Here is a 24,021-nt window from a genome sequence, read left to right as displayed (position 1 = left end):
TGGCAGAAGCGCTTGAGGCGTTTTCGGATGGAGGTGTTGACATCGTTGTCATCAATTGTATATTGCGGTCGATCACAGTTTCACCTGTTCTTTATCTGACTGAAGATGAAGGCCAATTCTTACGAAGTGCCATTCCACAACGGATGCACCTGTTCGCAAGGCTCTACAGGGGGGCGTATGCAACAACGCAACAATCGAGGCTTCACGCTGATCGAACTGATGATTGTCGTGGCCACCATCGCCATCCTGGCTGCCATCGCCATACCGCTGTATTCGGACTACGTGCTGCGGGCCAAGATCCGTACAGCGCAGAGCGATTTGATGGCGTTGTCCAGCACGGTCGAAAACCACCGTCAGCGTACCCTCGGCTACCCAGCCACCGATGCAGCAGCCAAGAAGGGCTGGAATGCGGCAACCAAGGCTGGCCAGTTCACCTATAGCTACACCGCCAGCAGCGGTGGTTACGAGCTGAAGGCGGTTGCCGGCAGCGCGCTGGGCAAGGCCAGTGGTTGCACCTTGAAGCTCGATTCCGGCAATGGGCGCACGGTTTCAGGCAGCTGCGCCGGCGTGAGTGACTGGCCATGAGCCGGCGCGCTACGGGTTTTTCACTGGTCGAATTGATGGTGACCCTGGCAGTGATGGCGGTGTTGGCGCTGGCGGGCATGCCGTTTGCACGGCAGTGGATCGACAGCAACCGGCAGATGCAGGCGCGCAACCTGTTGTGGGAGGCGGTTGCGCAGACCCGTTCGTTGGCGCTGCGCAACCCGGAACATGTCACTGGCGCGGCAACTTCGGCGCGACTGCTGCGTAGTGAGCGGAACCTGCAGGTACTGCGCGGCGCTGGCAACCAGGTGCTGTGGCAAGGCGAGTTGCCGCGGGGGGGCGACTACCGGCTGACCGCTGGCAACGACTACGCCGATGCCGAGGAGCTGCAAGCCTCGGCCGATCTGCTGTCCTGTGTGGCCTTCGACAACCGTGGCCAACGCCTGCCAGACGCGGCCAGCTGCAGCAGTGGTATCACCCATTCGCGTATTGCCATTGGCATGAACAGCCAGGATCCGCTCTATGTCGATCTGCTTTGATCCGCCACGCCGCCAGCGCGGCGACATCATGCTTGAGGCTCTGGTCGGGGTGTTGATCACCAGCATCATCGGTGCCGGTCTGGCTCATGTAGTGGCCAATGTGATGAACAGCCAGCGCGATGCCAAGGTGGAAAACCTGATGGTTGAGCGCTTGCGCGACAGCCTGCACGGCCAAGGCGTAGGCCTGTGTGGCAGCAATACGCTGGAAATCAGCCTGCCAAGCGGTTCCAAGACAAACGCAGCAGTCAGTTGCGAGCCAGCATCGGCCACCTTGGCCATGGCCGGCGTGGAACGCACCGTGGAAGCGCCGCAACGGGTAGACCTGAAAGTGGCTGCTGGTGATATCGGCAGCAAGGGCGGCAGCGAAAACGACCCCGATCTCCTGGTTTCCACGAGGCAATGAGCATGCACGCGCACACCGCCTCCAGGATAGGCCGCCAGCAGCAATGCGGACAGAGCCTGATAAGCATGATGGTGGGTCTGCTGATCTCGCTGATCACCATTGCCGCAATGATGACGCTGTACAAAACCATGGTTGAAGTTTCCAGTAACGCCTCGCGTTCTGCGTTGCGCGATGGCCAGGTATCAGCTGCGCTGTTATCGGCGCAGATGGAGCTGCAGAGCGCGGGCTTCGGCGTGCCGGCGGCTGATAGTTTGAACAGCAAGCTGTACGTGCGCGAAGCGGGCAAGGAGCTGGTATGGCGCTACAAGGCCGAACTCAGCGCCAGCGGCTATGTCTGCTCGGGCTTGCGCCTGGTCGACGGTGAAGGCCTGTATCGCTTTTCTCCCAAAGCTTGTGACGATGCCCAAGCTGCAACATGGAAAAGCAATGAGCGGCGCCTGCTCGCTGGTAGTGCGGCGTTTTTCACTCCCATGCAGAAGGACGGTAGCGCTTTCGACTCGGGTGAGCAGGAAGTCGGCGCGATGAGCTTGGCGCCAGGCTATGTGTTTTCGCTCAAGGGCGAGCGTCAATGCCTGCCTTACATGCAGCAGGATTTCAGTGCCTCGCCAACTGCAGCTGTCGGGCAGCAATTGGCGTTGGAGCGCAGTGATGCCAGCAGCCACCTGTTCGTGGCCTGCCTGCCCAATCTTGCAGTGACCAGCTGATGCATAAGGAGCGTGTACGCATGGACAGGAATCGCTTTTCCGCATTCAAGCGGCAGCGCGGCGTAGCCACGTTGCTGATCGTGTTGATGGTTGGCCTGGCGGTATCGGTCACTGTGGCTGCAACCATTTACTCGCTGCGCGGTACTCAGTCGCAGCAGCTCACAACCCATTCGGCCACGGCCGCGCAGGCAGCGGCCTGGCGCGGGGTGGAAGCACTGCGCCTGTACCTGCTGGCGGTGGAAAAACCGGTATGGCCGGGCTGGGTTGGTAATGCTGAAAAGCCAGTCACCGGCCTGGAGGCGTTGGGGGTCAGCAAGGCGCTGGTGACAGCGGTGGAAGCGACCGGCAGCAACCAGTATCGGGTGATCGCCCAGGTCACTGGTCGGGCGGGTGTTGGCTCGGGCCTGACCACGGCCACGGTGGAGGTCGTTTATGACGTGGTGCCGGGCAATGGCATGCCGGGCGTGCCGCCGGTATGCCATTCCATGCCCAATGCGCCGGTGGTGTTCAACGGCGACGTCAAGCTGGACGGCGAAGGCACCCAGGTGGTCGACGACAAGTACGACTACGAGAACATCGTCGTCTCCGGCAAGCTGACCATCGGTGCCGGTGGGCGCGGCAAGGTCTCCGGCTGCGCCAAGGGGGCTATCACGGTCACCGGTGGTGATATCGCTGATAACGGCCACCTGCATTCGGAAAGCCAGCTGATCATCGGCGGCATGAATTTCCCCGCCGGTGCGCGGCTTTGGGCGCGCGAGATTACCTTCAATGGTGGCAGCGGCGGTCCACTCGCCCGGGCCTGGGCCGGTGCCTACGACACTGTGGTGTACGCCAACGGCGTGGCAGTGGGTGAAGCCCGAGTGGGTGGCAGCCTGATCCCTTCCACTGTCTCCGGTGGTGTGCCGTGGACCCAGGGCACGGTGCTGCCCACGGCACTGGCGCGGGTCAAGGTGACCTTGGCACAGGGCAAGGGCACGCCGGATGAGGTGAACTTCCTGCTCAATCTGCCGGCCTTGGACATGGCCAAGGCCGTCGACAGTGCCACCGGTGAACTGCACGGCGCCGGTGCGGTGATGGAGCAGCTGTCAGGTCCGGAGGAAACCGCTTTCCGTTCGGCTGTACTCAGCTTCAAGGCCAAGGCTATTCACGGCGGTGGGTTCACCCAGGGCAGCGGTGCCACCACCGATATCGCCGATGCCTGGGGGTGGAACCTGGGCCTGGGCAGTGACAACCGTCGCTACGAGCGCGTGCGTGCCGCCGGTAGTCTGGCAATCCAATACCAAGGCGTACGTATCGGTGAATTCGCCGGTGGCGGTGAGATCTGGGCGCAGAGCGGCAATGATGCCGGTGCAGGTTTTCCGGCAGTCATTGGGCGTACTGCTGGTTACCGTTACTACGGCGGCGGCAAGAAGCTGATGACCGAGGCCATGAAACCGGCAGGCTTTGCCGTCCAGGGCAGCCAAGGTGGCATTTCACCGGGTCTGCCGGGCCTGCCCTACTGCGATGTGCGCACCAACTACATCGATGCCGATGTCTATCGTGACCAATCCAATTACATCTTCGATGCCAATGGTGGCCAGCCGCAGTTGACCATCCGCAATGTCACCCGCGCCGATGGCGTGGTGATCGGTGCTGCCACCGGAACCGTCTATCCGCTGACCAATCCCGATGCGGCGCAGCTCAAGGTGCTGGAAGATCTGTTTGCCTGTGGTAGCTGGGCGGGTGCGGACAAGGGCTGCCGGGCCATGTACAGCAACGGCCGCTGGAACCTGCAGCCGCAGAAGACGCCGCCGGGAATCTTCTGGTTCGACGGCCCGCTGGAGGTGCGGTCAGCCAACCCCATCGTCGGCACCTTGATCGTGCGCGGCAACCTGGGTTTGAGCGACGGCGGCGGCAGCAAGTTGCTGGAAGCTCCAAACTTCGCCGGCGTGGCCAAGGTCTGTGGCGGCGCGTACTACCCCACCAACCTGTGTGCCAGCCGCAGCGCGTTCGTGACTTGGGAGGATGCCCAAGGCGTGGTCTATACCGGTGCGGCCATCGGCAACGCGGCGGTTATTGCCAGCGGTGGCCTCAATGCGCAGAGCTGGACCAGCATCCGCGGCTCGGTGGTGCTGGGCAAGAAGATCGTAGTGGGCGGTGCCAAGGTGAACATCGAAGGCAGCCTGAGCGTTGGCAACAACGAGTTTTCGCAGATTGATATCGGCTCCACCGGCTTGAAGGTGGAAACCCCGCAGGATTGGAAGAACCTTGGGCAGCTACCGGTGTGCAGCAAGGGCAGTCAGTCCTTGCCGACAACACCGGGAACCGCCGCCGTGCAGTGGTCGCGCTATCTCTGAAGCAGACAATAAGAATCGCCGCGTAGGCGGCTGCTCTCTCTTGCTGGCGTGCCCCGCTCATCCCCCGGGGCGCGCCTTTTTTTTGCGGCTGCGTGAACCGTGTCCAATCTTGACGGTCACGCAATGCCGTGCGCGGCAGGCGTTGATGATGCCGAAGCTGGCAACGGCCGGGGGCGGCAGACGGGCCGCATGCCGTGGCGTCTTTGGGGGCAGCTGCAGCGGGGTGGGGGAGGTGATTGCCTGGCGGCGGCCGTAGCGGCAGACACCGGGCACTGACAGCGCAGATGATCAATTTGCCGGCCTGCCCTTGAAAGGCCCCCAGCCAGCCCCATCTCCCAAACAAGCCCGCACGACGGGCCTTTTTACGCGTGATGCCGGCGTCCCCCTGTTTCCCAGCCGGTGTCGCCGGAATTTCAGGCCAATCAATTACTTAAGAGGTCCTTCATGAGCATCAAGCCGCTTCACGACCGCGTTGTGGTCAAGCCGATCGAAGCCGACGAAATCTCCGCCGGCGGCATCCTGATCCCGGATTCGGCCAAGGAAAAGTCCACCAAGGGTGAAGTCGTGGCCGTGGGCCCGGGCAAGCCGCTGGACAACGGTTCGGTGCGCACCCCCTCGCTGAAGGTTGGCGACAAGGTCATTTACGGCCAGTACGCCGGTTCGTCCTACAAGGCCGAAGGCGTCGAGTACAAGGTGCTGCGCGAAGACGACGTGCTTGCCGTCATCGGCTGAGCTGCCGCGCCACCTGTTTCTGTATACCCCCTTTCCCGATAAAAGCAGCCGAGCTCGGCTCGGCTCTACTCAGAGGTAATCGCAATGGCTGCCAAGGATATTCGTTTCGGTGAAGACGCCCGTTCGCGCATGGTGCGCGGCGTCAACGTTCTCGCCAATGCCGTCAAGGCAACCCTGGGCCCGAAGGGCCGCAACGTCGTGCTCGAGAAGAGCTTCGGCGCCCCGACCATCACCAAGGACGGCGTGTCCGTTGCCAAGGAAATCGAACTGGCTGACAAGTTCGAGAACATGGGCGCGCAGATGGTGAAGGAAGTTGCTTCGCGCACCAATGACGACGCTGGCGACGGCACCACCACCGCCACCGTGCTGGCCCAGGCCCTGATCCGCGAAGGCGCCAAGGCTGTTGCCGCCGGCATGAACCCGATGGACCTCAAGCGCGGTATCGACAAGGCCGTGATCGCCGCCGTCGCCGAGCTGAAGAACATCTCCAAGCCCACCGCTGACGACAAGGCAATCGCCCAGGTCGGCACCATTTCGGCCAACTCGGACGAGTCGATCGGCAACATCATTGCCGAAGCGATGAAGAAGGTTGGCAAGGAAGGCGTGATCACCGTTGAAGAAGGCTCGGGCCTGGAAAACGAGCTGGACGTCGTCGAAGGCATGCAGTTCGACCGCGGCTACCTGTCCCCGTACTTCATCAACAACCAGCAGTCGCAGACCGCTGACCTGGAAGATCCGTACATCCTGCTGCACGACAAGAAGATCTCCAACGTGCGTGATCTGCTGCCGGTGCTGGAAGGCGTCGCCAAGGCAGGCAAGCCGCTGCTGATCATCGCTGAAGATATCGAAGGCGAAGCGCTGGCGACCCTGGTGGTCAACACCATCCGTGGCATCGTCAAGGTCGTGGCCGTCAAGGCACCGGGCTTCGGCGACCGTCGCAAGGCGATGCTGGAAGACATGGCCGTGCTGACGGGCGGCACCGTGATCTCCGAAGAAGTTGGCCTGTCGCTGGAAAAGGCCACCATCAAGGACCTGGGCCGCGCCAAGAAGGTGCAGGTTTCCAAGGAAAACACCACCGTCATCGACGGCGCTGGCGACGTTGCCGGCATCGAGTCGCGCGTCAAGCAGATCAAGACCCAGATCGAAGAAACCTCTTCGGACTACGATCGCGAGAAGCTGCAGGAACGCGTTGCCAAGCTGGCTGGCGGCGTTGCCGTGATCAAGGTCGGTGCCTCGACCGAAATCGAAATGAAGGAAAAGAAGGACCGCGTTGACGACGCCCTGCACGCTACCCGCGCAGCCGTCGAAGAAGGCGTGGTCCCGGGCGGCGGCGTTGCGCTGGTGCGCGCTGTCACCGCTCTGGCCGGCCTGAAGGGCAACAACGAAGACCAGAACCACGGCATCCAGATCGCCCTGCGCGCGATGGAAGCCCCGCTGCGCGAAATCGTTGCCAACGCCGGTGAAGAGCCGTCGGTCATCGTCAACAAGGTCAAGGAAGGCACCGGCAGCTTCGGCTACAACGCCGCTTCCGGCGAATTCGGCGATATGCTGGAATTCGGCATCCTGGATCCGACCAAGGTGACCCGTTCGGCGCTGCAGAACGCAGCCTCGATCGCTGGCCTGATGATCACCACCGAAGCCATGGTTGCCGAAGCTCCGAAGAAGGACGAGCCGGCCATGGGCGGCGGCGGTATGGGCGGCATGGGTGGCATGGGCGGTATGGACTTCTAAGTCCACCGGCGCCTCACCGCTGCTTGTAGTACACAAAACCCCGCCGCAAGGCGGGGTTTTGTTTTGTTTCGCTCCCTCCCTTGCGCCGAAGGCGTAGGGGAGGGTTGGGGAGGGGTTGGCTCTTGAGGCCTTTCAAGCATTGCCAGCTTCGCGGCCTACGCCGCTCCCACAAGTCAGCCCAATCCGTAGTGCCGAGCCATGCTCGGCATTGCAGCTTTAGCCCCTCTCCCGCGCGCGGGAGAGGGGTTGGGGTGAGGGCTGCTTTTCGCTGGGAAAGCTTCTTGCCGAGCATGGCTCGGCACTACAGGTGAGGCGTTCGGGATTGCGGGGCAAGCCTCTGCCGAGCATGGCTCGGCATTACAGGTGTGCGCTTGCCCACTGCACGATGCTGCTGGCCGGCATCGCGCCGGATTGGCGTGCGATCTCGCGGCCGCCCTGGATCAGCACCATCGTCGGAATGCTGCGGATGCCATAGCGGGTGGCGATGGCCGGCTCCGCTTCCGTATCCAGTTTGCCCAGGCGCACGCGCGGCTCCAGCTGCACGGCAGCCTTGGCGAACTCCGGTGCCATCTGCCGGCACGGGCCACACCAGCTGGCCCAGAAATCCACCAGCAGCGGAATCTGTGAGCGGCCGGCGTGCGCTTCGAAACCCGCTGCATTCAATGCAATTGGCGTAGCGGCAAATAGTGGCTGGTGGCAGCGGCCGCAGGATGGCGCCTGTGACAGGCGCGCAGCGGGGACGCGGTTGATCGCATTGCAGTGTGGGCAGGCAATCTGCAACAGATCAGAATGGGTGTCGCTCATCGGGATGACCATCGCACGCGGGACCGGCCAATAGTATGCGCTGTGTTGCTGAACCTTCAGTGGTAGCACGCGTCGATCAGGGCGCGTTGCACACTCCCAGTGCAGCCAGCTCGGCTTTCTGTGCGTCGGGCAGTGCAGTCATCGTGGCGGTGTCGTTGCAGGCGGCACGCACTGCATCCAGATTGTCCGCGCGCAGAATCGCACCGCCTTTGGCGGAGGTTGCAGCGTTGACTGTGCCGGTGCCTGTCGCTGCCGGGCCGCTCGGCGCGCGCGCTGGCTGCTTGCGTGCCCCGCCTTGGCCTAGCAGACGCAGGGTGAAGAGCTGCGAGCCACGGGCGATCACGATGTGGTCGCGGGCAATGGCGTGCAGGCGCAGGCCGTTGCCTATTTGCTCGCCCACGTGCAGCGTCTGTGATGCCGCGCCTGCTTGCTGGATTACTGCCAACGAGCGTTCAGCCTGCGGATGCACAAAGGTTGCCAGCAGTCGTGGTGCCTGGGTGGCGCTGGCTGCGTACAACGGCGGTCGCTGCTCATGCGCATCGGATTGCGCCATCGCCACGCCGGTGATGCTGTAGCACGCGCCAATGACCAGCCTGGTGATCAGTCGCAAAGATGGAATTGCTGGGTTCATTTGCATGCGCGAAAGCCCGGGGCGCGCAAGCCCCGGGCGGTTGCTGATTACTGGATGTTCAAACCACGCAGCACAACGAGGTTGTTGGGGCTGAGCAGCGCCAGCAAAGCGTTGTCATTGGCGCTCAGTCCGGTCCAACGCTGGTTTGCACCACCGCTGCAGGCGTAGGTGATCAACTTGCCACGGCCTGCGGTCAGGAAGCCGCCAGACAGGTCCAGGCAGCTGCCATTGCGGCCAATCTTCGGCAATGCGCTGAGGTCGAACATCTGCGCATCCAACGTGCGATCACACTTGTTCAACGTCACCGCAGCATTGTTGCCGCCGTTGCCGGACAGGCACATGGCCGGGTTGGCCGCGCTGTGGATCGCGCCGCGCAGATCGGCCATCCACAGCTCGCTGTCGGCACCGCTGCAGGTGCTGGCATCGGCGATGTAGACCGACAGCTTGCCATCGACCGTTTCGGTCTTCAGACAGTGCTTGCTGTTGGTGACCAGCATCTGCTGGGCGGCCGGCAACAACGGTGTCTTGCGCAGACCCAAGGTATCCAGCAGCTTCTTGAGTGCGTCCACTGCAGCGGTGTTGTTGCTGGCCTGCAGGTCGGCGCGGTAACGGGTCATCCAGCGATTAAGGCGTGTGGCCTTGGTCTCCTGGGCGATGTAGGCATCACGCACCTGCCGGGCTTCACTGGACAGGCCGCTGGCATCGTCGCCCCAGCTTGCGTACAACAGGTTGCCGCGCGCACCGAGGTTGATCAGTGGCTTGCCAGCGGCGGCTGCCAGCATGGTGTCCAGCTCGGGCAGTTCGACCGCGCGCAACGCGCTGTAACCGGCTTCCTTGCCCACCACTACCGGTGCCTTCATCGGCGGCAGGTTCTGCGGGAAGCTCATCGTTGCCAGGGTGCTGACCGCTGCGCCGGCGTCCTGGCACTGCAGGCTGGCCTGCTGCGGCTTGTCGGCCTGGGCCAGGTTGATGTGCAGTTTGTTGACCGAGCCGTTCTGCAGCACGTTGCCAGCCAAGGCGATGCGCTTGCTGCTGCCACCGTTGAACGTCACCTCCAGCCAGCATTGGCGGCTGCTGGCATTGGCGACCGGTGCCGGCAGGTCGAACACATTGCCCCAGTTGCCGCGGAACGCGGGGTAGAGCAGGGCGTTGCCGGTACTGGGGTCATAACCGCCGAGCACGGTGAAGACCGGCGCGCCGACCAAGCGTGGCTTCAGGTAGTTGCCGTCGGCCGAGTTGAAGAACAGCTCCTTGTTGGTCGGAACCTTGCCGGTCACCGGCTCCATCCTGCGGGTGTCTGCATTCCAGCCCAGGTAACCGGTGGCCGAACTTTGCGTCGGCACTGGCTTGTTCAAGCGCGGCTGGATCGCAATCCTGGTGCTGTAGCCGGTGTAGTGCGTGTAGCGCGACAGCGCGCTCGAATAATTCCCGCCAGCCATCGCATCGGTGGCGAACGCATACGTATCTTCGTAGATCGGCATGCCGCTCAGGCCGCCGGTCTTGGCATTGCTCCAATGCAGGTTGCCGCGCATGCGCTTGCGGTAGGAGATGTAGCCCCAGCCGCTGTCATGGTGGTGGCCGGACAGGAAGTAGTTGTCGCCGGATTGGCCCGGGTAATGACCCAGCCCGTAGTGGTGGCCGATCTCGTGACTGAACTCGTTGCCGCTGGTGGAGTACAGCGTGAGCATGCCGTTGCCGCCGCTCAGGCCATGGCTCTGCACGCCATTGCTGTACCTGCCCACGGCATGGTGGGCTACCACGTTCTGGAACCACTGCGGCTGCGACTGCCCGGCCATGCCTGAGGCGGTGGCGCCGAAGTTGGCCAGATTGATGCCGACACTGACCGTGGACTTGCCGGTGTTCTCGCGCATGTCGCCGGAATACACGCCGCCTTCGCCAGTGCTGGCGGTGTCGTAGATGGTGCCGTTGGCGACCATCACCTTGTCCAGCTGCATCGGCTCGTAATAGGCGACGGTGAAACGTGCGGCCGGGATGGTCTGGAAATAATCCGCTGCGCCCTGCTCGGGATGCTTCAGCAGCCAGAACGCATCGCTCTCTGCCGGCGGTGCGGTCAGCATGCCCAGGCGGATGTTGTGCACCACCAACTCTGCAGGTGCGCCGAACTCGATCTTGTCGGCGGCCAGACTGCCGCTGCGTGACTTGCTGTCAGTGATGCTCAGGCTCATGCCTGGCTTGACCCAGTCCCACGGCAGCGGCACCGACCAGGCGCGGCGGGAGTAGTTGTAGTCGGGGCGGCCGTCGTTGCTGTTGTAGTCCGAGCGGTACATCGCGTTCGGGTGCAGCAGGTCCAAGGTGCCCTTGACGGCACCGTCGATGGAGACTGTGACCTTGACCGATTCGACACCCTGCAACGAGGGGTCCGGTGTGACCAGCAGCAATGCCGCGCGCTCGGTAGTCAGGCGCGGCATGTTTTTGGCTTCGTTGCCGCTGGGGTCGACGGTGTGGCTCTGTGCGAACTGGATCATTGCCGGCAGGTTGCCGCTCAGATCATTGCGCACTGCCCGGGTGGCACCGCTGGCGTCGATGTCGTAGAAGCCCTTGAGCTCGACTTCGTCATAGGCCGCGCTGGTCGGTTCCGGGTACGGATCTGCCGGGGTGGGGTTGCCGCCGCCGGTGTTGCCACCGCCATTGCTGCCACCACCGCCGCCACCACCGCCGCCACAGGCAGTAAACAAGGCGGTGGACAGCGCCAGAACAAGGACGCGCGGATTGAGTGCGTTCTTCAAGAATTACTCCCCTTGGTTTTGAAGTACTACAGATTGGTGCGGCTGCAGGCGCCCGGGTCCCAACGCCCGGGTGTCATTGCGGTTGCTGGCCGCTTCAGTTGCCGGTGGCCGGCGGACTGACGCGGTCGGATGCCGGGTCGGCGTTGAACAGCTGTTCGGCCGACGCAGGCAACGGGTTGGCGTACTTGCCGCCAGTGCTCGGTGCGCCGCGCAGGTCCAGGTACTTGCGCGCGCTCATGTCGTTGGCCGCGCTCTGCCCGAGGATCACGCTGGGGCGCAGGAAAACCATCAGGTTGCGCTTGACCCGGGTGTCGCTGGTGGAGCTGAACAAGCGGCCCAGGCCAGGGATGCTGCCGAGCAGCGGCACGCTGGAGCGGGTATGGGTGACGTCGTCCTGGATCAGGCCGCCAAGCACGATCACCTGGCCGTCATTGGCCAGGATGGTGCTCTTGATCGAGCGCTTGTTGGTGATCACGTCGGACAGGGTGATGCCGCTGGGTGTAGGCGCCAGCGAGGAGATTTCCTGTTCGATCTCCAGCCGCAGCGTGCCGCCCTGGTTGATATGCGGCGTTACCTTCAGGGTCACGCCGATGTCCTGGCGCTGGATGGTGGTGAACGGATTGCTGGTGCCATCACCGGTAGTGGTATACGAGCCGGTCTGGAACGGCACGTTCTGGCCGACCAGGATCTCCGCTGGCTCGTGGTCCAGGGTCAGCAGGGTGGGCGTGGACAGCAGGTTGTTCTTGGAATTGGTCGACAGCGCCGTCACCAGCGCACCGAAGGTGCTGTTGCCGATGCCGAGAATGGCGCCGGACGGCAGCGACGTTGGCGGGGTGCCAGCCGCCAGCGAGCTGAGCAGGGTGCCGATCGACATGCCGGTGTTGTTGAAGTTGACGCCACCCACGCCATTGCTGCGTGAGCCGCCATCCAGCGCCCACTGGACGCCCAGGGCATCCTCGATATCGCCGGAAATCTCGACGATGGCCGCTTCCACCAGCACCTGCGAACGCGGGATGTCCAGCTGCTGGACGATGTCGCTCAGCACCTGCAGCATCTCGGGTTTGGCGTGGATGACCACCGCATTGAGGCTTTCATCGGCACGGATCAAGGTGCCGATCTGGGTCTGTTTGTCATCGCCTTCCTGCTTGATGGAATCACCGATCGCGCCAAGCGTCTGCGCCATCTGTTTGGCATCGCCATGCTGCAGGCGGATCACCTGGGTGGTGGTGGAACGAGGTGCGTCCACGTCCAGCGAACGGGCCAGTGCCAGCAGTCGTTCGCGGGCCTGCTCGGGGCCGAAGATCAGCAGGCGGTTGGTGCGGGTATCGGCCAGCACCTTGCTGCTGCTGGTGCCGGCGCTACCGGCGACGCTGGCCTGCAGCAGCTTCTGCAGGCTTTCCACGCTTGCGTAGCGAACGTCGTAGGCGCTGTGCGCATGCAGCCTGGGCGCGTCCAGCTGCCGCAGCAAGGCCTCGATGCGGGCGATATTGCCGCGTCTATCACTGATGATCAGCGCATTGGCGGTGGGCACTGCCGCCAGGTGGGCATTGGCCGGTACCAGCGGACGCAGCATCGGCAGCAGATCGCTGACGCTGCCGTTCTGTACGTTCAGTACCCGGGTTTCGATTGCATCCGGACCACGGCCGCGGCCATCGGCGAATACGTGCGCTTCGTCGTTTGGCACCACTCGGGTCTGGGTATCTTCTTCGATCACCGCAAAACCGTGCACGGTCATCACCGACAGGAACAGCCGGCGGACCTCGGGCAGCGTCATCGGCTCCTGGGTGGTCACGCTGACATCGCCGACCACCCGTGGGTCGACGATCAAGGTGTCGCCGGTGATATTGGCCACCGCGCCAATGAAGTCACGGATATCCGTGTCCTTCATGTTGATGCTCCATTGCTGGGGCGCATCGATGGCTGGCGCGGCGCTGAGTGCTGCAGGCGCAAGCGCCAGCAGGCACAGCAGTGCCAGCCTGTGCAGCAAGCTGAGTGCGGTTGCATTGATCATTCGGCACCGCCTGCTGCTTGTGTTGTTGCGGGGCGGGGAAAGTCGAGCCTGCCAGTTACGCCGTTGCGGGTGAACAGGACATGGTCGTGCGCGATCTGCCACAGCACGACGCCGGGCAGGAACTCGTCACCAACCAACAGGTTCACGGCGCCCTGGCCCTCGATATTGATCAGTGCCTGTGATTGCCGTGGGTCGGCGGCGACGATGCAGCCCTGCAGCTGCACGCCTTGCAGATTGGCTACGGCCGTTGCCGCAGGATTGCCGAACAGCCGTTGCAGCAGTTGCGGCGACAGTTGCGGGACGCTCACTGGCGCCGTGCTGGCGCTGACTGGCGGGCGGCTCATCTGCAGATAGAGCTGACGCGCCTGCCAGGACAGCGCAGCGACGGCAGAAAGTGTGATGAGGATCGCGACGATCTTCGGCAGCAGCTTGGAGGTATCAGACTGGAACATCGGTGTTACGGAATCTCCCTTGGCAAAATCCGCGCGCACAAGGGGAAGCTCGCTGCACTTTTCAGGCAACGTCGCGCTAAAGATCTCTGGTTTTCCCCTGTTTTCGCAGTGTCAGATTTTGCGAAGCCGGTACTCTAGCTGCGTATGTAAGAGAGTGCGATGCGGATACGTACGGAAGTGTGATCGTCATCCGGAAAGCGATGTCGAAGTCACGCCTTTTTGTCCGGAACATGGCATTTTCCGGGCACGTTTTTACAGGGGAAAGTGTGACATCGCTCCGCGCAGCGATATCACCTTGCAGCATTGATGTTTGAAAAGGAGCTCACGGCGTCGCCGGCACATGCTGGTGGCATGCCGACATTGCGCCTGCCGTTTGCGTTCGCGCGCCGCCATGGCGTGTTGCTGGATGATGCTGCCCGCCAGATCGTCTGCCGCAGCGATGCCGGCTTGAGTGCGCTGGCTGAAGTACAGCGCATTGCCGGTTGCGCACTGTCACAGCAGATCGTGGCCGACGAGGCCTTCGAGTTGGCACTGCAGCAGGCCTACCAGCAGGACTCCGGCACCGCCATGAGCATGGCCGACGAGCTCGGCGACAGCCTGGATCTGGCCAGCCTGGTGGAAGGCATGCCGCAGGTGGAGGATCTGCTGGACCAGCAGGACGATGCGCCGATCATCCGCCTGATCAACGCCTTGCTCGGTGAGGCGTTGGCCGAGCAAGCCTCCGATATCCATATCGAATCGTTCGAGCGCCGGCTGGTGGTGCGTTTCCGCGTGGATGGCATCCTGCGTGACGTGGTCGAGCCACGGCGCGAACTGGCAGCGTTGCTGGTGTCGCGCATCAAGGTGATGGCGCGGCTGGATATCGCCGAGAAGCGGCTGCCACAGGACGGTCGTATCTCGGTGCGGGTGGGTGGCCGCGAAGTGGATATCCGTGTGTCCACCCTGCCTGCAGCCAATGGCGAGCGCGTGGTGTTGCGTCTGCTGGACAAGCAATCCGGGCAGTTGTCGCTGCAGCACCTGGGTATGCGGGTGCGCGATGTCGGGGTGATGCAGGCCATGCTATGCAGGCCGCACGGCATCGTGCTGGTCACCGGCCCCACCGGCGCCGGCAAGAGCACCACCCTGTATGCCGGCTTGCGTACCATCAACAACCGCCAGCGCAACATCCTTACCGTCGAGGATCCGATCGAGTACCACCTCGATGGCGTCGGCCAGACCCAGGTCAATGGCCGCATCGACATGACCTTCGCACGCGGCCTGCGCGCGATCCTGCGCCAGGACCCCGACGTGCTGATGGTCGGCGAGATCCGTGACAGCGAAACCGCGCGCATCGCCGTACAGGCCTCGCTTACCGGACACCTGCTGCTGTCTACCCTGCATACCAACAGCGCGGTCGGTGCGGTCACTCGTCTGCTCGACATGGGGATCGAATCCTTCCTGCTGTCCTCCTCACTGCTAGGTGTGCTGGCACAACGGCTGGTGCGCAGGCTGTGCCCGCAGTGTCGGGCGGCAACGCCGGCCTCCAGCGCCGAGTGCGCGCAGCTGGGCATGGAAGCCTGGCAAAGGCCGTTGCTGTTCCGCGCGGTTGGTTGCGATCACTGCAAAGGCCAGGGTTACCGGGGCCGCACCGGCATCTACGAGCTGGTCGAGTTCGGCCCCGAGCTGCGCGCGCTGGTGCATGCAGGTGCCGGCGAGGCTGAGCTGCTGGAACAGGCGCGTAGGCAGGGCCCCTCGATGTTGGACGACGGCCGCGCCAAGGTGCTCGATGGCGTGACCACGCTGGAAGAAGTGTTGCGGGTTGGGCGCGACCTGTGAGTGCCCAGGTCGTAGGGAGCAGTAATTGATGGCGGCGTTCGAGTATCTGGCCTTGTCCGCCGATGGCCGTCGCCACAAGGGCGTGGTCGAGGCCGACAGTGCACGCCAGGCACGCCAGCAGCTGCGCGAGGGCAATCTGGCGCCGGTGCAGGTGGATCCGGTTGCGGCACGCGAAGGTGCGGCCAGCGGTAGCGGTGGCGGACGTATCGGCAGCGCCGATCTGGCCTTGCTGACCCGGCAGCTGGCCACCTTGGTGCAGGCCGCCCTGCCGGTTGAAGAAGCCCTGCGCGCGGTAGCCGCACAGACCAGCAAGCCGCGCATACGCGCGACCTTGTTGGCGGTGCGCGGCAGGATTCTGGAAGGGCACGGCCTGGCTGCGGCGCTGACGGCGTATCCGCGGGCCTTCCCTGGTATCTATCGGAGCATGGTCGCGGCAGGCGAACGTGGTCATCTAGGCGTGGTGCTGGAGCAGCTGGCTGACTACACCGAGCAGCGCCAGCAGTCACGGCAGCGGATCCAGCTGGCCTTGTTGTATCCGCTGATCCTGCTGGTGGTGGCTGGGTTGATCGTCAGCTTTCTGCTGGGCTACGTGGTGCCGGACGTGATCGATGTTTTCGTCGATTCCGGGCAGGCGCTGCCTTTGCTGACCCGCGCGCTGGTGGCCAGCAGCAACGCGCTCAGCCAGTGGGGGCCGTGGTTGCTGCCCGTGCTGGCCGTTGCCGGTGTGCTGGTCTGGCGTGGGTTGCAGCAGCCGGCCAAGCGCCTGCGCTGTGATACGGCGTTGCTGCAGCTGCCGTTGTTCGGCCTGCTGCTGCGCGACCTGGACAGTGCGCGCTTTGCCTCCACGCTGGCAATCCTGGTGCGCAGCGGCGTGCCGTTGGTGGATGCGCTGCGTATCGCCGCACAGGTGGTTGGCAATCAGTGCATCAAGGCCGGTCTGCTGCAGGCCGAAGTCGTTGTGCGCGAGGGCGGCAGCCTGACCCGCGCGCTGGAACAGCACACGCCGCTGCCGCCGATGCTGCTGCACATGGTTGCCGCAGGTGAGAAATCCGGTGCCCTGGACGCGATGCTGGCGCGCGCCGCACGCAACCAGGAAACCGATCTGGCCGCACGTATCGCCCTGCTGATCGGCTTGTTCGAGCCCTTCATGCTGGTGCTGATGGGCGCGGTGGTGTTGTTGATCGTGCTGGCCATCCTGCTACCGATCATGTCCTTGAACCAACTGGTGGGTTGAAACAGCAATGAACGTATCGGCAAGACAGCAGGCCGGCTTCACCTTGATAGAAATCATGGTGGTCGTGGTGATCATCGGCATCCTTGCCGCGCTGGTGGTGCCCAAGGTGATGGGGCGGCCTGAGCAGGCCAAGGTCACCGTCGCCCGCGGCGACCTCAAGGCCATTGCCTCTGCGCTGGAGATGTATCGGCTGGACAATCGCCGCTATCCGGATACCCAGCAGGGCCTGGAAGCGCTGGTACAGCGTCCGCCCAGTGGTGCCGACAACTGGAATCCCGAGGGCTACCTTGGGCGTCTGCCGGTTGATCCCTGGGGCAAGCCCTATCTGTACCTGGCACCTGGCAGCAAGGGCGCCTATGACCTGTGGAGCTACGGTGCCGATGGTCGCGAAGGCGGCGATGCTCTGGACACCGACCTGGACAGCAGGGACATCTGAGCGTGCGGCATGCGCGCGGCTACACCCTGGTGGAAGTACTGGTGGTGATGGTGATCATTGGCGTGCTGGCCGGTGCGGTGGGCTTGTCCGGGGCAGCGCGCGGCGATGCCTATGTGCTGCGCGAGGAAGCCGAGCGCTTTGCTGCGGTGCTGCGCCTGCTCACCGACGAGGCCGTGCAGGACAACCGCGAGTACGGCCTGCGCATCAGCGTGCAGGGCTACGAGGTACGCGCCTACGACGCCCGCGACGGGCGCTGGCGTGGGCAGCTGGACTGGTCGCCGCGGCAGCTGCCGCAGGGCATGCAGCTGACGTTGAGTGTGGAAGGTGCGCCGGTTGCCCTGGCGAATGCCGGCGCTGATGCAACGACGCCGCAGATCATGCTGTCTTCCTCGGCGCAGACAACGCCCTTCATCGCAACAATGACCGCCACCGACAAGCACGGCCTTGCCTACCGGATCAGCGCTGACGGCTTCAACGATCCGCAGGTGCAGCAGGTGTCGCAGCCATGAGGACGGCACGTGGATTTACCCTGCTGGAGGTGATGGTGGCGCTGGCGGTGCTGGCCGTGGTCGCCGCGATGGTGCACGTCACCCTGCAGCGCCATGTGCACAACGCGCGCCTGTTGGAGAACCGTGCGTTGGCCGGTTGGCTGGCCGATACCACCCTCGCCGAGCTGCAGCTTCAGGATGCGGCGCAGCCGGGCAGCAGTGATGTCATCGTCGAACAGGGCGATCGGCGCTGGCGGGTGCGGTGCGAGATAGAGGCCACCGCTGAACCACAGCTGCGTCTGGTGCAGCTGCGGGTGACAGATGCGGACAACGAGGATGGTGGCGTCAGCCTGACTGGTTTCGTCGGGGTGGGGCAGTGAAGCAACGCGCAGACGCCGGTTTTACCCTGCTGGAAGTGCTGGTTGCGGTGGCGATCTTCGCCCTGATCGGCATTGCCAGTCATCGTCTGCTGGTGTCCGCGATACGGGTGGACACGCAGACCCGCGAGCAGGAGCAGCAACTGCGGCAATTGCTGCGGGCAATGACTAGTCTGGAGCGTGATGTCGAGCAGGCCGTGGCGCGGCCGGTACTGGCCAGCGATGGTAGCAATGAACCTGCATTCTGGAGCGATCCCGACGGACAGGGCCTGCACTGGACGCGTGCTGGCTGGAGCAATCCGCAGGGCACGCCGCGCGCGCAGTTGCAGCGGGTGCACTGGCGCTATGGGGACTCGAATCTACTGCGCGAATACTGGCCGGTGCTCGACCGTGGCGACGACAGCACCGCGCAGCGCCAGCAGGTTCTGCAGAACATCACTGCCGTGCAATGGCGTTATCTGGATCGGCAGGGCCTATGGCGCACGCAATGGCAGGGGACGGATACGCAGCCACTGCCGCGCGCGCTGGAGGTGCGCATTGAACACGCTCGTTTCGGCGCGTTGCGGCGGGTGCTGCTGCTGCCCGCAGGTGTCACCGGGAGTCAGTCGCCATGAAGCGTACGCAGCAAGGCGTCGCGCTGATCACGGTGCTGCTGGTGGTGGCGCTGGCGGCCACCGTGTGTGCGGCCTTGGTCACCCGTCAGCAGCTGTCGATACGCGCCAGTGCCAATCAACTGCATGCGCGTCAGGCCTGGCAGTACGCGCGCGGTGGCGAGCAGCTGGCCACCGCCATGCTGATGGCGGATCTGCGCGACAGTGCTGGCATCGATCATCGCGGCGAGCCCTGGGCGCAGGGCTTGCCGGTGTATCCAGTGGACGGTGGTCAGCTGAGTGTGTCGATCGAGGATCTGTCCGGCCGCTTCAATCTCAACAGCGTTGTGCAGAACGGCGCACTGGATAGCGGTGCATTGGCACGCCTGCAGCGTCTGCTGGGCTTGCTGCGCCTGGATCCGCAGCTGTCTTGGCAGCTGGTGGCCTGGTTGGCGCCGTCGTTGGCGCCGGATGCGATCCGTCTGTCCAGCGAGCGCGAGTACCAGCGCCGCCAGCCGGCGTATCGGCCGGCGCGCCGCGCCCTGCAGGATGTCAGCGAGCTGCGCTTGCTGGCAGGCGTCGATGACGCGGTCTACCAGCGCCTGCTGCCACATGTCAGTGCGCTACCGGCAACGGCAGCGCTCAATCTCAATACCGCCGATCCGCTGCTGTTGGCCAGTCTCGCCGATGGGCTCGGCCTTGCCGATGGCCAACGCTTGGCCGCCGCTCGCGCTGGCAATGGTTTTGCCAGCGTCGATGCCTTGCTGGCACAGCCGCTGCTGCAGCGGCGGCTGGTGGCGCGCAGCGGATTGGCGGTGCGTAGCAACTGGTTCCTCGCCAGCACTGAAGTCGCCATCGGCGACCGCCGCCTGCGACTTCTGAGTACCTTGCACCGCGACGCGGGCAGCGTGCAGGTGGTTGCCCGGCAGTTGGCTCCCCCCGTATTCCCCGAGAAAGATCGATGAAACCACAACTGCCATTGCCATGCCTGTTCCTGCCTGCATGGTGCAGCGCGAGCCTGCAGGACGATCTGCAGGTCAGCTGGAGCGATGGTCAGCAGGACGCGCAGCTGCCCTTGCGTGAGGCGTTGGCAACACTCAAGGGCCGCACGATCGCCTTGATCGTGCCGGTTGAGCACGTCGCCAGTTGTGCAGTCAGCCTGCCCGCAGGCAGCAGACATTGGCAGCTGAAAGCCTTGCCCTATGCGCTGGAGCCGCTGCTGGCCGAAGAGGTGGAGGGCATGCATCTGGTCCTCGGAGAGCATCTGGATGATGGTCAGCATCGGGTGGTGGCCATCAAGCGCACTCTGCTGGAGGCCTGGTTGCGCTACCTGCGCGAAAACGGTGTGCGGGTAAGCGCAATCCATGTGGATGCGGACCTGCTGCCGAACGAGCCTGCAAGCCTGTGCTGGGACAGCTCCCGCAGCCTGTTGGCCGACACCAATGGTCTGCGGCTCGCGCTTACGCCAGCGCAGCTACCTGCAGTGCTGCAGCGGCTGCCGGGAACCTGCAAGGTATTCCACGCGCCCGACGACATGCCGCTGCTGCCGCCAGCGGCGAAGGTCGAACTGCAGGTGTTCGACGGCGCGCTGCGGGCGTGGATGGCTGGACAGTGTTCGCATGCATTGAATCTGGCACAGGGAGAATTTGCTACCGCTTCAAACATGCGGCTGCATTACTGGAAGCCAGTGGCATGGGCGCTGGCGGCTGTACTGCTGGCGCAGCTTGCATTCGATGGCGCACAGGCGTGGTTGCTGAACCAGCAGGCAGCTGGTTATCGGCAAACCAACGAAGCCATCTACAAGGGTTTGTTTCCGCAGGAGCGGCGTATCGTCGATCTGAAGGCGCAGTTCGACCAGCATCTGCGCCAAGGCAATTCCGCCACCCAGCTGCAGAGTTTGCTGGCGGCGGTTGCCGAGGCCATACCGGCCACTGCGCAGGTGCAGCTGCGACGGATGCACTATCAGGCCGGGCAGGGCGAGTTGCTGCTGCAACTGCAGGGCGAAGGCCCGGCGTTGCAGGTGCTGCAGCAAGGGCTTCAGTCCATGCCGCTGCGGGTGAAGGCGACGCGCCCGGATGAAGGCGGCCTGCAATTGAGCATTGGAGAAGCGCAATGAGTACGACTGTTTCAAACACGTCAGGAATGCAGGTCATGCGTGATCGGATCACCGCGCGCTGGCGCCTGTTGGCACCGCGCGAGCGCGCCGCATTGCAGCTGCTACTGTCGTTCGCGGCCGCGCTGGCATTCTGGTTTGCTGCATGGTCGCCGACCCGCGAAGCACTGCAGCAGGCCCGCAGCAATGTGGCTACGGAGCAACAACTGCAGAGGCACCTTCGTGCCAATGCACCACGTTTGATCGCAGCGGCGCCGCGCACTGCTGCGCCAAACCCGGAGCAGCTGCCCGCGCTGTTGACAGCGATGGCGGACAAACATGGGCTGGCAATCAGCGGGGTACAGCAGGCAGATCAGCGCATAAAGTTTGCGTTGAGTGGCACGCCAGCTGATGTGATGCTGTGGTTGCAGACGTTGCAGAGCATGGGCGTTTCCGTGGATGAGCTGACGCTCGCCCAGCAGCCCGATGCAAGCTGGAGTGGCGAGGTGTTGTTGCTCGTTTCGCGAAGCTGAACGTGACGACAGTAATGGTCTGTTGCCGCTGAAACTGTCGCATCGCACAAAAAACCGTGTTATCAATGCTCCCCATGAACGCAGCCCGCGCCAGCTTTTATTTTTGGTATTACTTTCCCAAGCCGCTGGCGGAGGAAGGACTGCGCTTACCCTGAAGAAACTTTCAGATGCATTCCCGAAAAGCCGCCAGCGAACCTGGCGGCTTTTTTCATGCCGCCACGCTGGGGCCAAACCATTCACTGGCTTTGAACTGGAGACCCCCATGCCCCCCCATACCGACGATCTGCGCATCCGCAAACTTGAACCCCTGACTTCGCCGGCGCAGCTGTTGGCGTTGCTGCCCTGTGATGAAGAAGCCTCGCAGACCGTGGCTGACGCACGCGCCTCGCTGCACCGCATCCTGCACGGTCAGGACGACCGCCTGGCTGTCGTGGTCGGCCCCTGCTCGATCCATGACCCGGTGGCGGCAATCGAATACGCCCAGCGCCTGCGTCCGTTGCGTGATGCGCTCAGTGGCGAGTTGGAAATCGTGATGCGCGTGTACTTCGAGAAGCCGCGCACCACGGTCGGCTGGAAGGGCCTGATCAACGACCCTGACCTGGACGGCAGCTTCAACATCAACAAGGGCCTGCGCGTGGCGCGCGGCCTGTTGCGTGACATCAACCGCCTCGGCCTGCCGGCCGGCGTGGAGTTCCTGGACGTGATCTCGCCGCAGTACATCGCCGACCTGGTGGCCTGGGGCGCGATTGGTGCGCGCACCACCGAAAGCCAGGTGCACCGCGAGCTGGCGTCGGGCCTGTCGTGCCCGGTCGGCTTCAAGAACGGCACCACCGGTGATGTGAAGATCGCCACCGACGCGGTCGGTGCGGCCTCGCACCCGCATCACTTCCTGTCGGTGACCAAGGAAGGCGGCACCGCCATCGTCGCCACCCGCGGCAACCCGGATTGCCACGTGATCCTGCGCGGCGGCAAGACCCCGAACTACGATGCTGCCAGCGTGCAGGCCGCCAGCGAAGTGCTGGCCAAGTCGCAGCTGCCGGCGCGGCTGATGATCGACGCCAGCCATGCCAACAGCAGCAAAAAGCCGGAAAACCAGCCCAAGGTCATCGATGACATTGCTACCCAGCTGGAAGCCGGCGAGCAGCGCATTGTCGGGGTCATGATCGAAAGCCATCTGGTTGCCGGCCGGCAGGACCTGGTCGAAGGTCAGCCGCTGGTCTACGGCCAGAGCATCACCGACGGCTGTATCGATTGGGACAGCACCGTGCAGGTGCTGGAGCGTCTGGCCGATGCGGTGCGTGCCCGCCGCCGCGCCCAGCTGGAAGCGGCCGCCTGAGGATTCCGTGACAGTTTCACTGGCGCACATCGGGCTGCCCAAGTAATTTACGCGGCGGGAGGCGGTAGGCCTCCCGCCTGCTGTGAAGACAGGGGAGCACCGTCTCCGGCAGGAAGCCTATGAATCAACGCTCCATGGAGAAGGAACTGATGCGTACCCGTATGTGCACTGTGGCACTGGCATTGATGCTGGTCCCGTCGCTGGCGCTGGCCAAGAAGGAAGTCGTGGATTCGGGCAGCGGCTGCCTGCAGAACCTGTCGGTGGCCGGTGGCTTCACCAGCGGCAAGCAGTTCCTGGCATCGACCGACCATGAAGGCATCAGCTACCCCGTCGCGTTCGCCAAGACCGTGGCCGCGATCGAAGCCGAAGGCATGGTTGGTATTTATCCGAACGAGACCACTGGCTATATCGCTGCGGAAAACCCGGTCCGTGGTGGTGGCGGTTCAACCGTGCCGCTGCGCACCACCGTGCGTCGCCAGCCTGATGGCAGCGTCCGCGTAGAAGTGCGTTTCAGCATCAAGGGCGGTCAGATGACCTCCAACAAGGCGGTTGGCGAAGGCCTGTGCAAGATTGCCGACGCAGCCAGCCTGTAAATCGGGGCAGGGCCAGGTGAAGGGGCTGTGGTTTCTGTATCTGCTGGAATGCCGCGATGGCAGCTACTACGCGGGTATCAGTACCGATGTGGAGGCCCGTTTCCTGGCCCATGTTGCCGGCAAGGGCGCGCGTTATACCCGCGCGCACCCGCCGCTGCGGGTCCTGGCAAGCCGCGCCTATGCCGACCGCTCGGCCGCGTCACGCGCCGAGTGGCAAATCAAGCAGCTGCCGCGCGAGCGCAAGCTGGCCTGGCTGGAACGGACGGAGGATTGAGGTAGAGTCGTACCTGTAGCCGCGGCAGCTAGCGGCTTCCAACGTCCGGTCATCCGGGCAACAGCCACGCATGCGGCGGCGGTAGCAGGGCGGCAGCGTGCCGGCATCATCCTCAAGTGGGGTATTGCAATGGCAGGTTGGTACGAGTTGGACAAGAGCAGCGACGGTCAGTACTACTTCGTGCTCAAGGCAGGCAACGCCGAGGTCATCCTGACCAGCGAGCGTTACACCGGTCGCGCTGGTGCAGAGAACGGCATCGCCTCGGTGCAGAAGAACAGCCCGGATGAAGCGAACTACGAGCGCAAGACTGCCAGTGACGGTCGCTACCATTTCAATCTGAAAGCGGCCAACCACCAGGTGATCGGCAGCAGCCAGATGTATGCATCGCAGGCCGCGCGCGAAGCCGGCATCACCAGCGTCAAGGGCAATGGCCCCAGCACCACGATCAAGGACAAGACCGCGTAGCGGTGTTGTAGCTGTTGTGCTGAAAAAGGAAAAACCCGGGCAAAACCCGGGTTTTTTCAATTGTAGTGGGGGGCCAAACTCGGCGCGGACCGGTGATAAGCAAGCCCGCGCGCGGGGGGGGGGGGGGGGGGGGGGGGGGAGTTTGTGTGGTTTAG

At 63.8% G+C, this 24,021-nt stretch carries 25 protein-coding genes; 20 read left to right on the top strand and 5 right to left on the bottom strand.

What is annotated here, in order from left to right:
• The first annotated feature begins 177 nt into the window (after positions 1-177).
• The 7 genes from ACVOLZ_RS13770 (at position 178) to groL (ending at position 6,988) form a co-directional block, all read left to right on the top strand.
• Complete coding sequence (locus tag ACVOLZ_RS13770) at positions 178-585, top strand: type IV pilin protein (protein ID WP_481516656.1); 408 nt, start codon at positions 178-180, stop codon at positions 583-585.
• On the top strand, positions 582-1,082 hold the full coding sequence (locus tag ACVOLZ_RS13765) for a prepilin-type N-terminal cleavage/methylation domain-containing protein (RefSeq protein ID WP_481516655.1): 501 nt from the start codon (positions 582-584) through the stop codon (positions 1,080-1,082). The genes ACVOLZ_RS13770 and ACVOLZ_RS13765 overlap by 4 nt, the downstream gene beginning before the upstream one ends.
• Positions 1,066-1,485 carry a type IV pilus modification PilV family protein gene (locus ACVOLZ_RS13760; RefSeq protein WP_481516654.1) on the top strand — a complete coding sequence of 140 codons (420 nt, stop codon included), beginning with the start codon at positions 1,066-1,068 and terminating at the stop codon, positions 1,483-1,485. The genes ACVOLZ_RS13765 and ACVOLZ_RS13760 overlap by 17 nt, the downstream gene beginning before the upstream one ends.
• Before the next feature lie 2 nt (positions 1,486-1,487).
• Entirely contained in the window at positions 1,488-2,189 is a 702-nt protein-coding gene (locus tag ACVOLZ_RS13755; protein WP_481516653.1) for a PilW family protein, read from the top strand.
• A 20-nt stretch (positions 2,190-2,209) separates the two neighbouring features.
• Complete coding sequence (locus tag ACVOLZ_RS13750) at positions 2,210-4,525, top strand: hypothetical protein (protein ID WP_481516652.1); 2,316 nt, start codon at positions 2,210-2,212, stop codon at positions 4,523-4,525.
• A 444-nt stretch (positions 4,526-4,969) separates the two neighbouring features.
• Positions 4,970-5,257, top strand: coding sequence for a co-chaperone GroES (locus ACVOLZ_RS13745; RefSeq protein ID WP_282267469.1), 288 nt, complete (start codon positions 4,970-4,972; stop codon positions 5,255-5,257).
• An 84-nt stretch (positions 5,258-5,341) separates the two neighbouring features.
• Entirely contained in the window at positions 5,342-6,988 is a 1,647-nt protein-coding gene (groL, locus tag ACVOLZ_RS13740) for a chaperonin GroEL (RefSeq protein ID WP_481509373.1), read from the top strand.
• Positions 6,989-7,345: 357 nt separating this feature from the next.
• On the opposite strand, the gene trxC is transcribed toward groL, so the two are convergent.
• The 5 genes from trxC to ACVOLZ_RS13715 all read right to left on the bottom strand — a co-directional run bounded on the left by trxC (position 7,346) and on the right by ACVOLZ_RS13715 (position 13,633).
• A complete protein-coding gene (gene trxC / locus ACVOLZ_RS13735) occupies positions 7,346-7,792 on the bottom strand; it encodes a thioredoxin TrxC (RefSeq protein WP_481516651.1) in 447 nt (148 codons plus the stop codon).
• A 76-nt stretch (positions 7,793-7,868) separates the two neighbouring features.
• Positions 7,869-8,429: a type II secretion system protein N gene (locus ACVOLZ_RS13730; RefSeq protein ID WP_481516650.1), complete on the bottom strand. Its 561-nt coding sequence runs from the start codon at positions 8,427-8,429 to the stop codon at positions 7,869-7,871.
• Between the two features lie 41 nt (positions 8,430-8,470).
• Entirely contained in the window at positions 8,471-11,170 is a 2,700-nt protein-coding gene (locus ACVOLZ_RS13725) for a M66 family metalloprotease (RefSeq protein ID WP_481516649.1), read from the bottom strand.
• Between the two features lie 94 nt (positions 11,171-11,264).
• The gene (gene gspD / locus ACVOLZ_RS13720; RefSeq protein WP_481516648.1) at positions 11,265-13,181 is read right to left on the bottom strand and encodes a type II secretion system secretin GspD; all 1,917 of its coding nucleotides are present in this window, start codon (positions 13,179-13,181) and stop codon (positions 11,265-11,267) included.
• The gene (locus tag ACVOLZ_RS13715; RefSeq protein ID WP_481516647.1) at positions 13,178-13,633 is read right to left on the bottom strand and encodes a type II secretion system protein N; all 456 of its coding nucleotides are present in this window, start codon (positions 13,631-13,633) and stop codon (positions 13,178-13,180) included. Before ACVOLZ_RS13715 ends, gspD begins: the two co-directional genes overlap by 4 nt.
• Before the next feature lie 351 nt (positions 13,634-13,984).
• Here ACVOLZ_RS13715 and gspE point away from each other — a divergent pair, with 351 nt between their 5' ends.
• The 13 genes from gspE to ACVOLZ_RS13650 all read left to right on the top strand — a co-directional run bounded on the left by gspE (position 13,985) and on the right by ACVOLZ_RS13650 (position 23,866).
• Positions 13,985-15,448 (top strand): type II secretion system ATPase GspE, encoded by a 1,464-nt coding sequence (gene gspE, locus ACVOLZ_RS13710; protein WP_481516679.1) that lies wholly within the window; start codon positions 13,985-13,987, stop codon positions 15,446-15,448.
• 28 nt (positions 15,449-15,476) lie between these two features.
• Positions 15,477-16,682 (top strand): type II secretion system inner membrane protein GspF, encoded by a 1,206-nt coding sequence (gene gspF / locus ACVOLZ_RS13705; protein ID WP_481516646.1) that lies wholly within the window; start codon positions 15,477-15,479, stop codon positions 16,680-16,682.
• A 7-nt stretch (positions 16,683-16,689) separates the two neighbouring features.
• Positions 16,690-17,118, top strand: coding sequence for a type II secretion system major pseudopilin GspG (gene gspG / locus ACVOLZ_RS13700; protein WP_481516645.1), 429 nt, complete (start codon positions 16,690-16,692; stop codon positions 17,116-17,118).
• A gap of 2 nt (positions 17,119-17,120) precedes the next feature.
• A complete protein-coding gene (gene gspH, locus ACVOLZ_RS13695; protein WP_481516644.1) occupies positions 17,121-17,627 on the top strand; it encodes a type II secretion system minor pseudopilin GspH in 507 nt (168 codons plus the stop codon).
• Entirely contained in the window at positions 17,624-17,986 is a 363-nt protein-coding gene (gspI, locus tag ACVOLZ_RS13690; RefSeq protein WP_481516643.1) for a type II secretion system minor pseudopilin GspI, read from the top strand. The genes gspH and gspI overlap by 4 nt, the downstream gene beginning before the upstream one ends.
• The gene (gene gspJ, locus ACVOLZ_RS13685; RefSeq protein ID WP_481516642.1) at positions 17,983-18,597 is read left to right on the top strand and encodes a type II secretion system minor pseudopilin GspJ; all 615 of its coding nucleotides are present in this window, start codon (positions 17,983-17,985) and stop codon (positions 18,595-18,597) included. Before gspI ends, gspJ begins: the two co-directional genes overlap by 4 nt.
• The gene (gene gspK / locus ACVOLZ_RS13680; RefSeq protein WP_481516641.1) at positions 18,594-19,538 is read left to right on the top strand and encodes a type II secretion system minor pseudopilin GspK; all 945 of its coding nucleotides are present in this window, start codon (positions 18,594-18,596) and stop codon (positions 19,536-19,538) included. Before gspJ ends, gspK begins: the two co-directional genes overlap by 4 nt.
• Positions 19,535-20,689: a type II secretion system protein GspL gene (gene gspL / locus ACVOLZ_RS13675; RefSeq protein ID WP_481516640.1), complete on the top strand. Its 1,155-nt coding sequence runs from the start codon at positions 19,535-19,537 to the stop codon at positions 20,687-20,689. Before gspK ends, gspL begins: the two co-directional genes overlap by 4 nt.
• Before the next feature lie 35 nt (positions 20,690-20,724).
• Positions 20,725-21,198 carry a type II secretion system protein GspM gene (gene gspM, locus ACVOLZ_RS13670; RefSeq protein ID WP_481516639.1) on the top strand — a complete coding sequence of 158 codons (474 nt, stop codon included), beginning with the start codon at positions 20,725-20,727 and terminating at the stop codon, positions 21,196-21,198.
• A gap of 262 nt (positions 21,199-21,460) precedes the next feature.
• Positions 21,461-22,534 carry a 3-deoxy-7-phosphoheptulonate synthase gene (locus ACVOLZ_RS13665; protein ID WP_481516638.1) on the top strand — a complete coding sequence of 358 codons (1,074 nt, stop codon included), beginning with the start codon at positions 21,461-21,463 and terminating at the stop codon, positions 22,532-22,534.
• A gap of 119 nt (positions 22,535-22,653) precedes the next feature.
• On the top strand, positions 22,654-23,127 hold the full coding sequence (locus ACVOLZ_RS13660) for a hypothetical protein (protein ID WP_481516637.1): 474 nt from the start codon (positions 22,654-22,656) through the stop codon (positions 23,125-23,127).
• Entirely contained in the window at positions 23,105-23,401 is a 297-nt protein-coding gene (locus ACVOLZ_RS13655; RefSeq protein ID WP_481516636.1) for a GIY-YIG nuclease family protein, read from the top strand. The genes ACVOLZ_RS13660 and ACVOLZ_RS13655 overlap by 23 nt, the downstream gene beginning before the upstream one ends.
• A 129-nt stretch (positions 23,402-23,530) precedes the next feature.
• Positions 23,531-23,866, top strand: coding sequence for a YegP family protein (locus ACVOLZ_RS13650; RefSeq protein WP_481516635.1), 336 nt, complete (start codon positions 23,531-23,533; stop codon positions 23,864-23,866).
• Positions 23,867-24,021 lie beyond the last annotated feature (155 nt).

This window comes from Stenotrophomonas sp. STEN020, from assembly GCF_056760195.1.
This window is presented reverse-complemented; position numbering and strand designations above follow the sequence as displayed.

Excerpts from the sequence above, each read along its gene's own strand:
- ACVOLZ_RS13760 (WP_481516654.1), top strand. The coding sequence starts at position 1,066 with ATGTCGATCTGCTTTGATCCGCCACGCCGCCAGCGCGGCGACATCATG.
- gspE (WP_481516679.1), top strand. The coding sequence starts at position 13,985 with ATGCCGACATTGCGCCTGCCGTTTGCGTTCGCGCGCCGCCATGGCGTG.
- ACVOLZ_RS13765 (WP_481516655.1), top strand. The coding sequence starts at position 582 with ATGAGCCGGCGCGCTACGGGTTTTTCACTGGTCGAATTGATGGTGACC.
- ACVOLZ_RS13650 (WP_481516635.1), top strand. The coding sequence starts at position 23,531 with ATGGCAGGTTGGTACGAGTTGGACAAGAGCAGCGACGGTCAGTACTAC.
- groL (WP_481509373.1), top strand. The coding sequence starts at position 5,342 with ATGGCTGCCAAGGATATTCGTTTCGGTGAAGACGCCCGTTCGCGCATG.
- ACVOLZ_RS13755 (WP_481516653.1), top strand. The coding sequence starts at position 1,488 with ATGCACGCGCACACCGCCTCCAGGATAGGCCGCCAGCAGCAATGCGGA.
- gspM (WP_481516639.1), top strand. The coding sequence starts at position 20,725 with ATGCGTGATCGGATCACCGCGCGCTGGCGCCTGTTGGCACCGCGCGAG.
- gspI (WP_481516643.1), top strand. The coding sequence starts at position 17,624 with ATGAGGACGGCACGTGGATTTACCCTGCTGGAGGTGATGGTGGCGCTG.
- ACVOLZ_RS13730 (WP_481516650.1), bottom strand. The coding sequence starts at position 8,429 with ATGCAAATGAACCCAGCAATTCCATCTTTGCGACTGATCACCAGGCTG.
- ACVOLZ_RS13715 (WP_481516647.1), bottom strand. The coding sequence starts at position 13,633 with ATGTTCCAGTCTGATACCTCCAAGCTGCTGCCGAAGATCGTCGCGATC.
- ACVOLZ_RS13770 (WP_481516656.1), top strand. The coding sequence starts at position 178 with ATGCAACAACGCAACAATCGAGGCTTCACGCTGATCGAACTGATGATT.
- ACVOLZ_RS13660 (WP_481516637.1), top strand. The coding sequence starts at position 22,654 with ATGAATCAACGCTCCATGGAGAAGGAACTGATGCGTACCCGTATGTGC.
- gspG (WP_481516645.1), top strand. The coding sequence starts at position 16,690 with ATGAACGTATCGGCAAGACAGCAGGCCGGCTTCACCTTGATAGAAATC.
- trxC (WP_481516651.1), bottom strand. The coding sequence starts at position 7,792 with ATGAGCGACACCCATTCTGATCTGTTGCAGATTGCCTGCCCACACTGC.
- ACVOLZ_RS13750 (WP_481516652.1), top strand. The coding sequence starts at position 2,210 with ATGGACAGGAATCGCTTTTCCGCATTCAAGCGGCAGCGCGGCGTAGCC.
- gspD (WP_481516648.1), bottom strand. The coding sequence starts at position 13,181 with ATGATCAATGCAACCGCACTCAGCTTGCTGCACAGGCTGGCACTGCTG.
- gspK (WP_481516641.1), top strand. The coding sequence starts at position 18,594 with ATGAAGCGTACGCAGCAAGGCGTCGCGCTGATCACGGTGCTGCTGGTG.
- ACVOLZ_RS13745 (WP_282267469.1), top strand. The coding sequence starts at position 4,970 with ATGAGCATCAAGCCGCTTCACGACCGCGTTGTGGTCAAGCCGATCGAA.
- ACVOLZ_RS13665 (WP_481516638.1), top strand. The coding sequence starts at position 21,461 with ATGCCCCCCCATACCGACGATCTGCGCATCCGCAAACTTGAACCCCTG.
- gspF (WP_481516646.1), top strand. The coding sequence starts at position 15,477 with ATGGCGGCGTTCGAGTATCTGGCCTTGTCCGCCGATGGCCGTCGCCAC.
- gspL (WP_481516640.1), top strand. The coding sequence starts at position 19,535 with ATGAAACCACAACTGCCATTGCCATGCCTGTTCCTGCCTGCATGGTGC.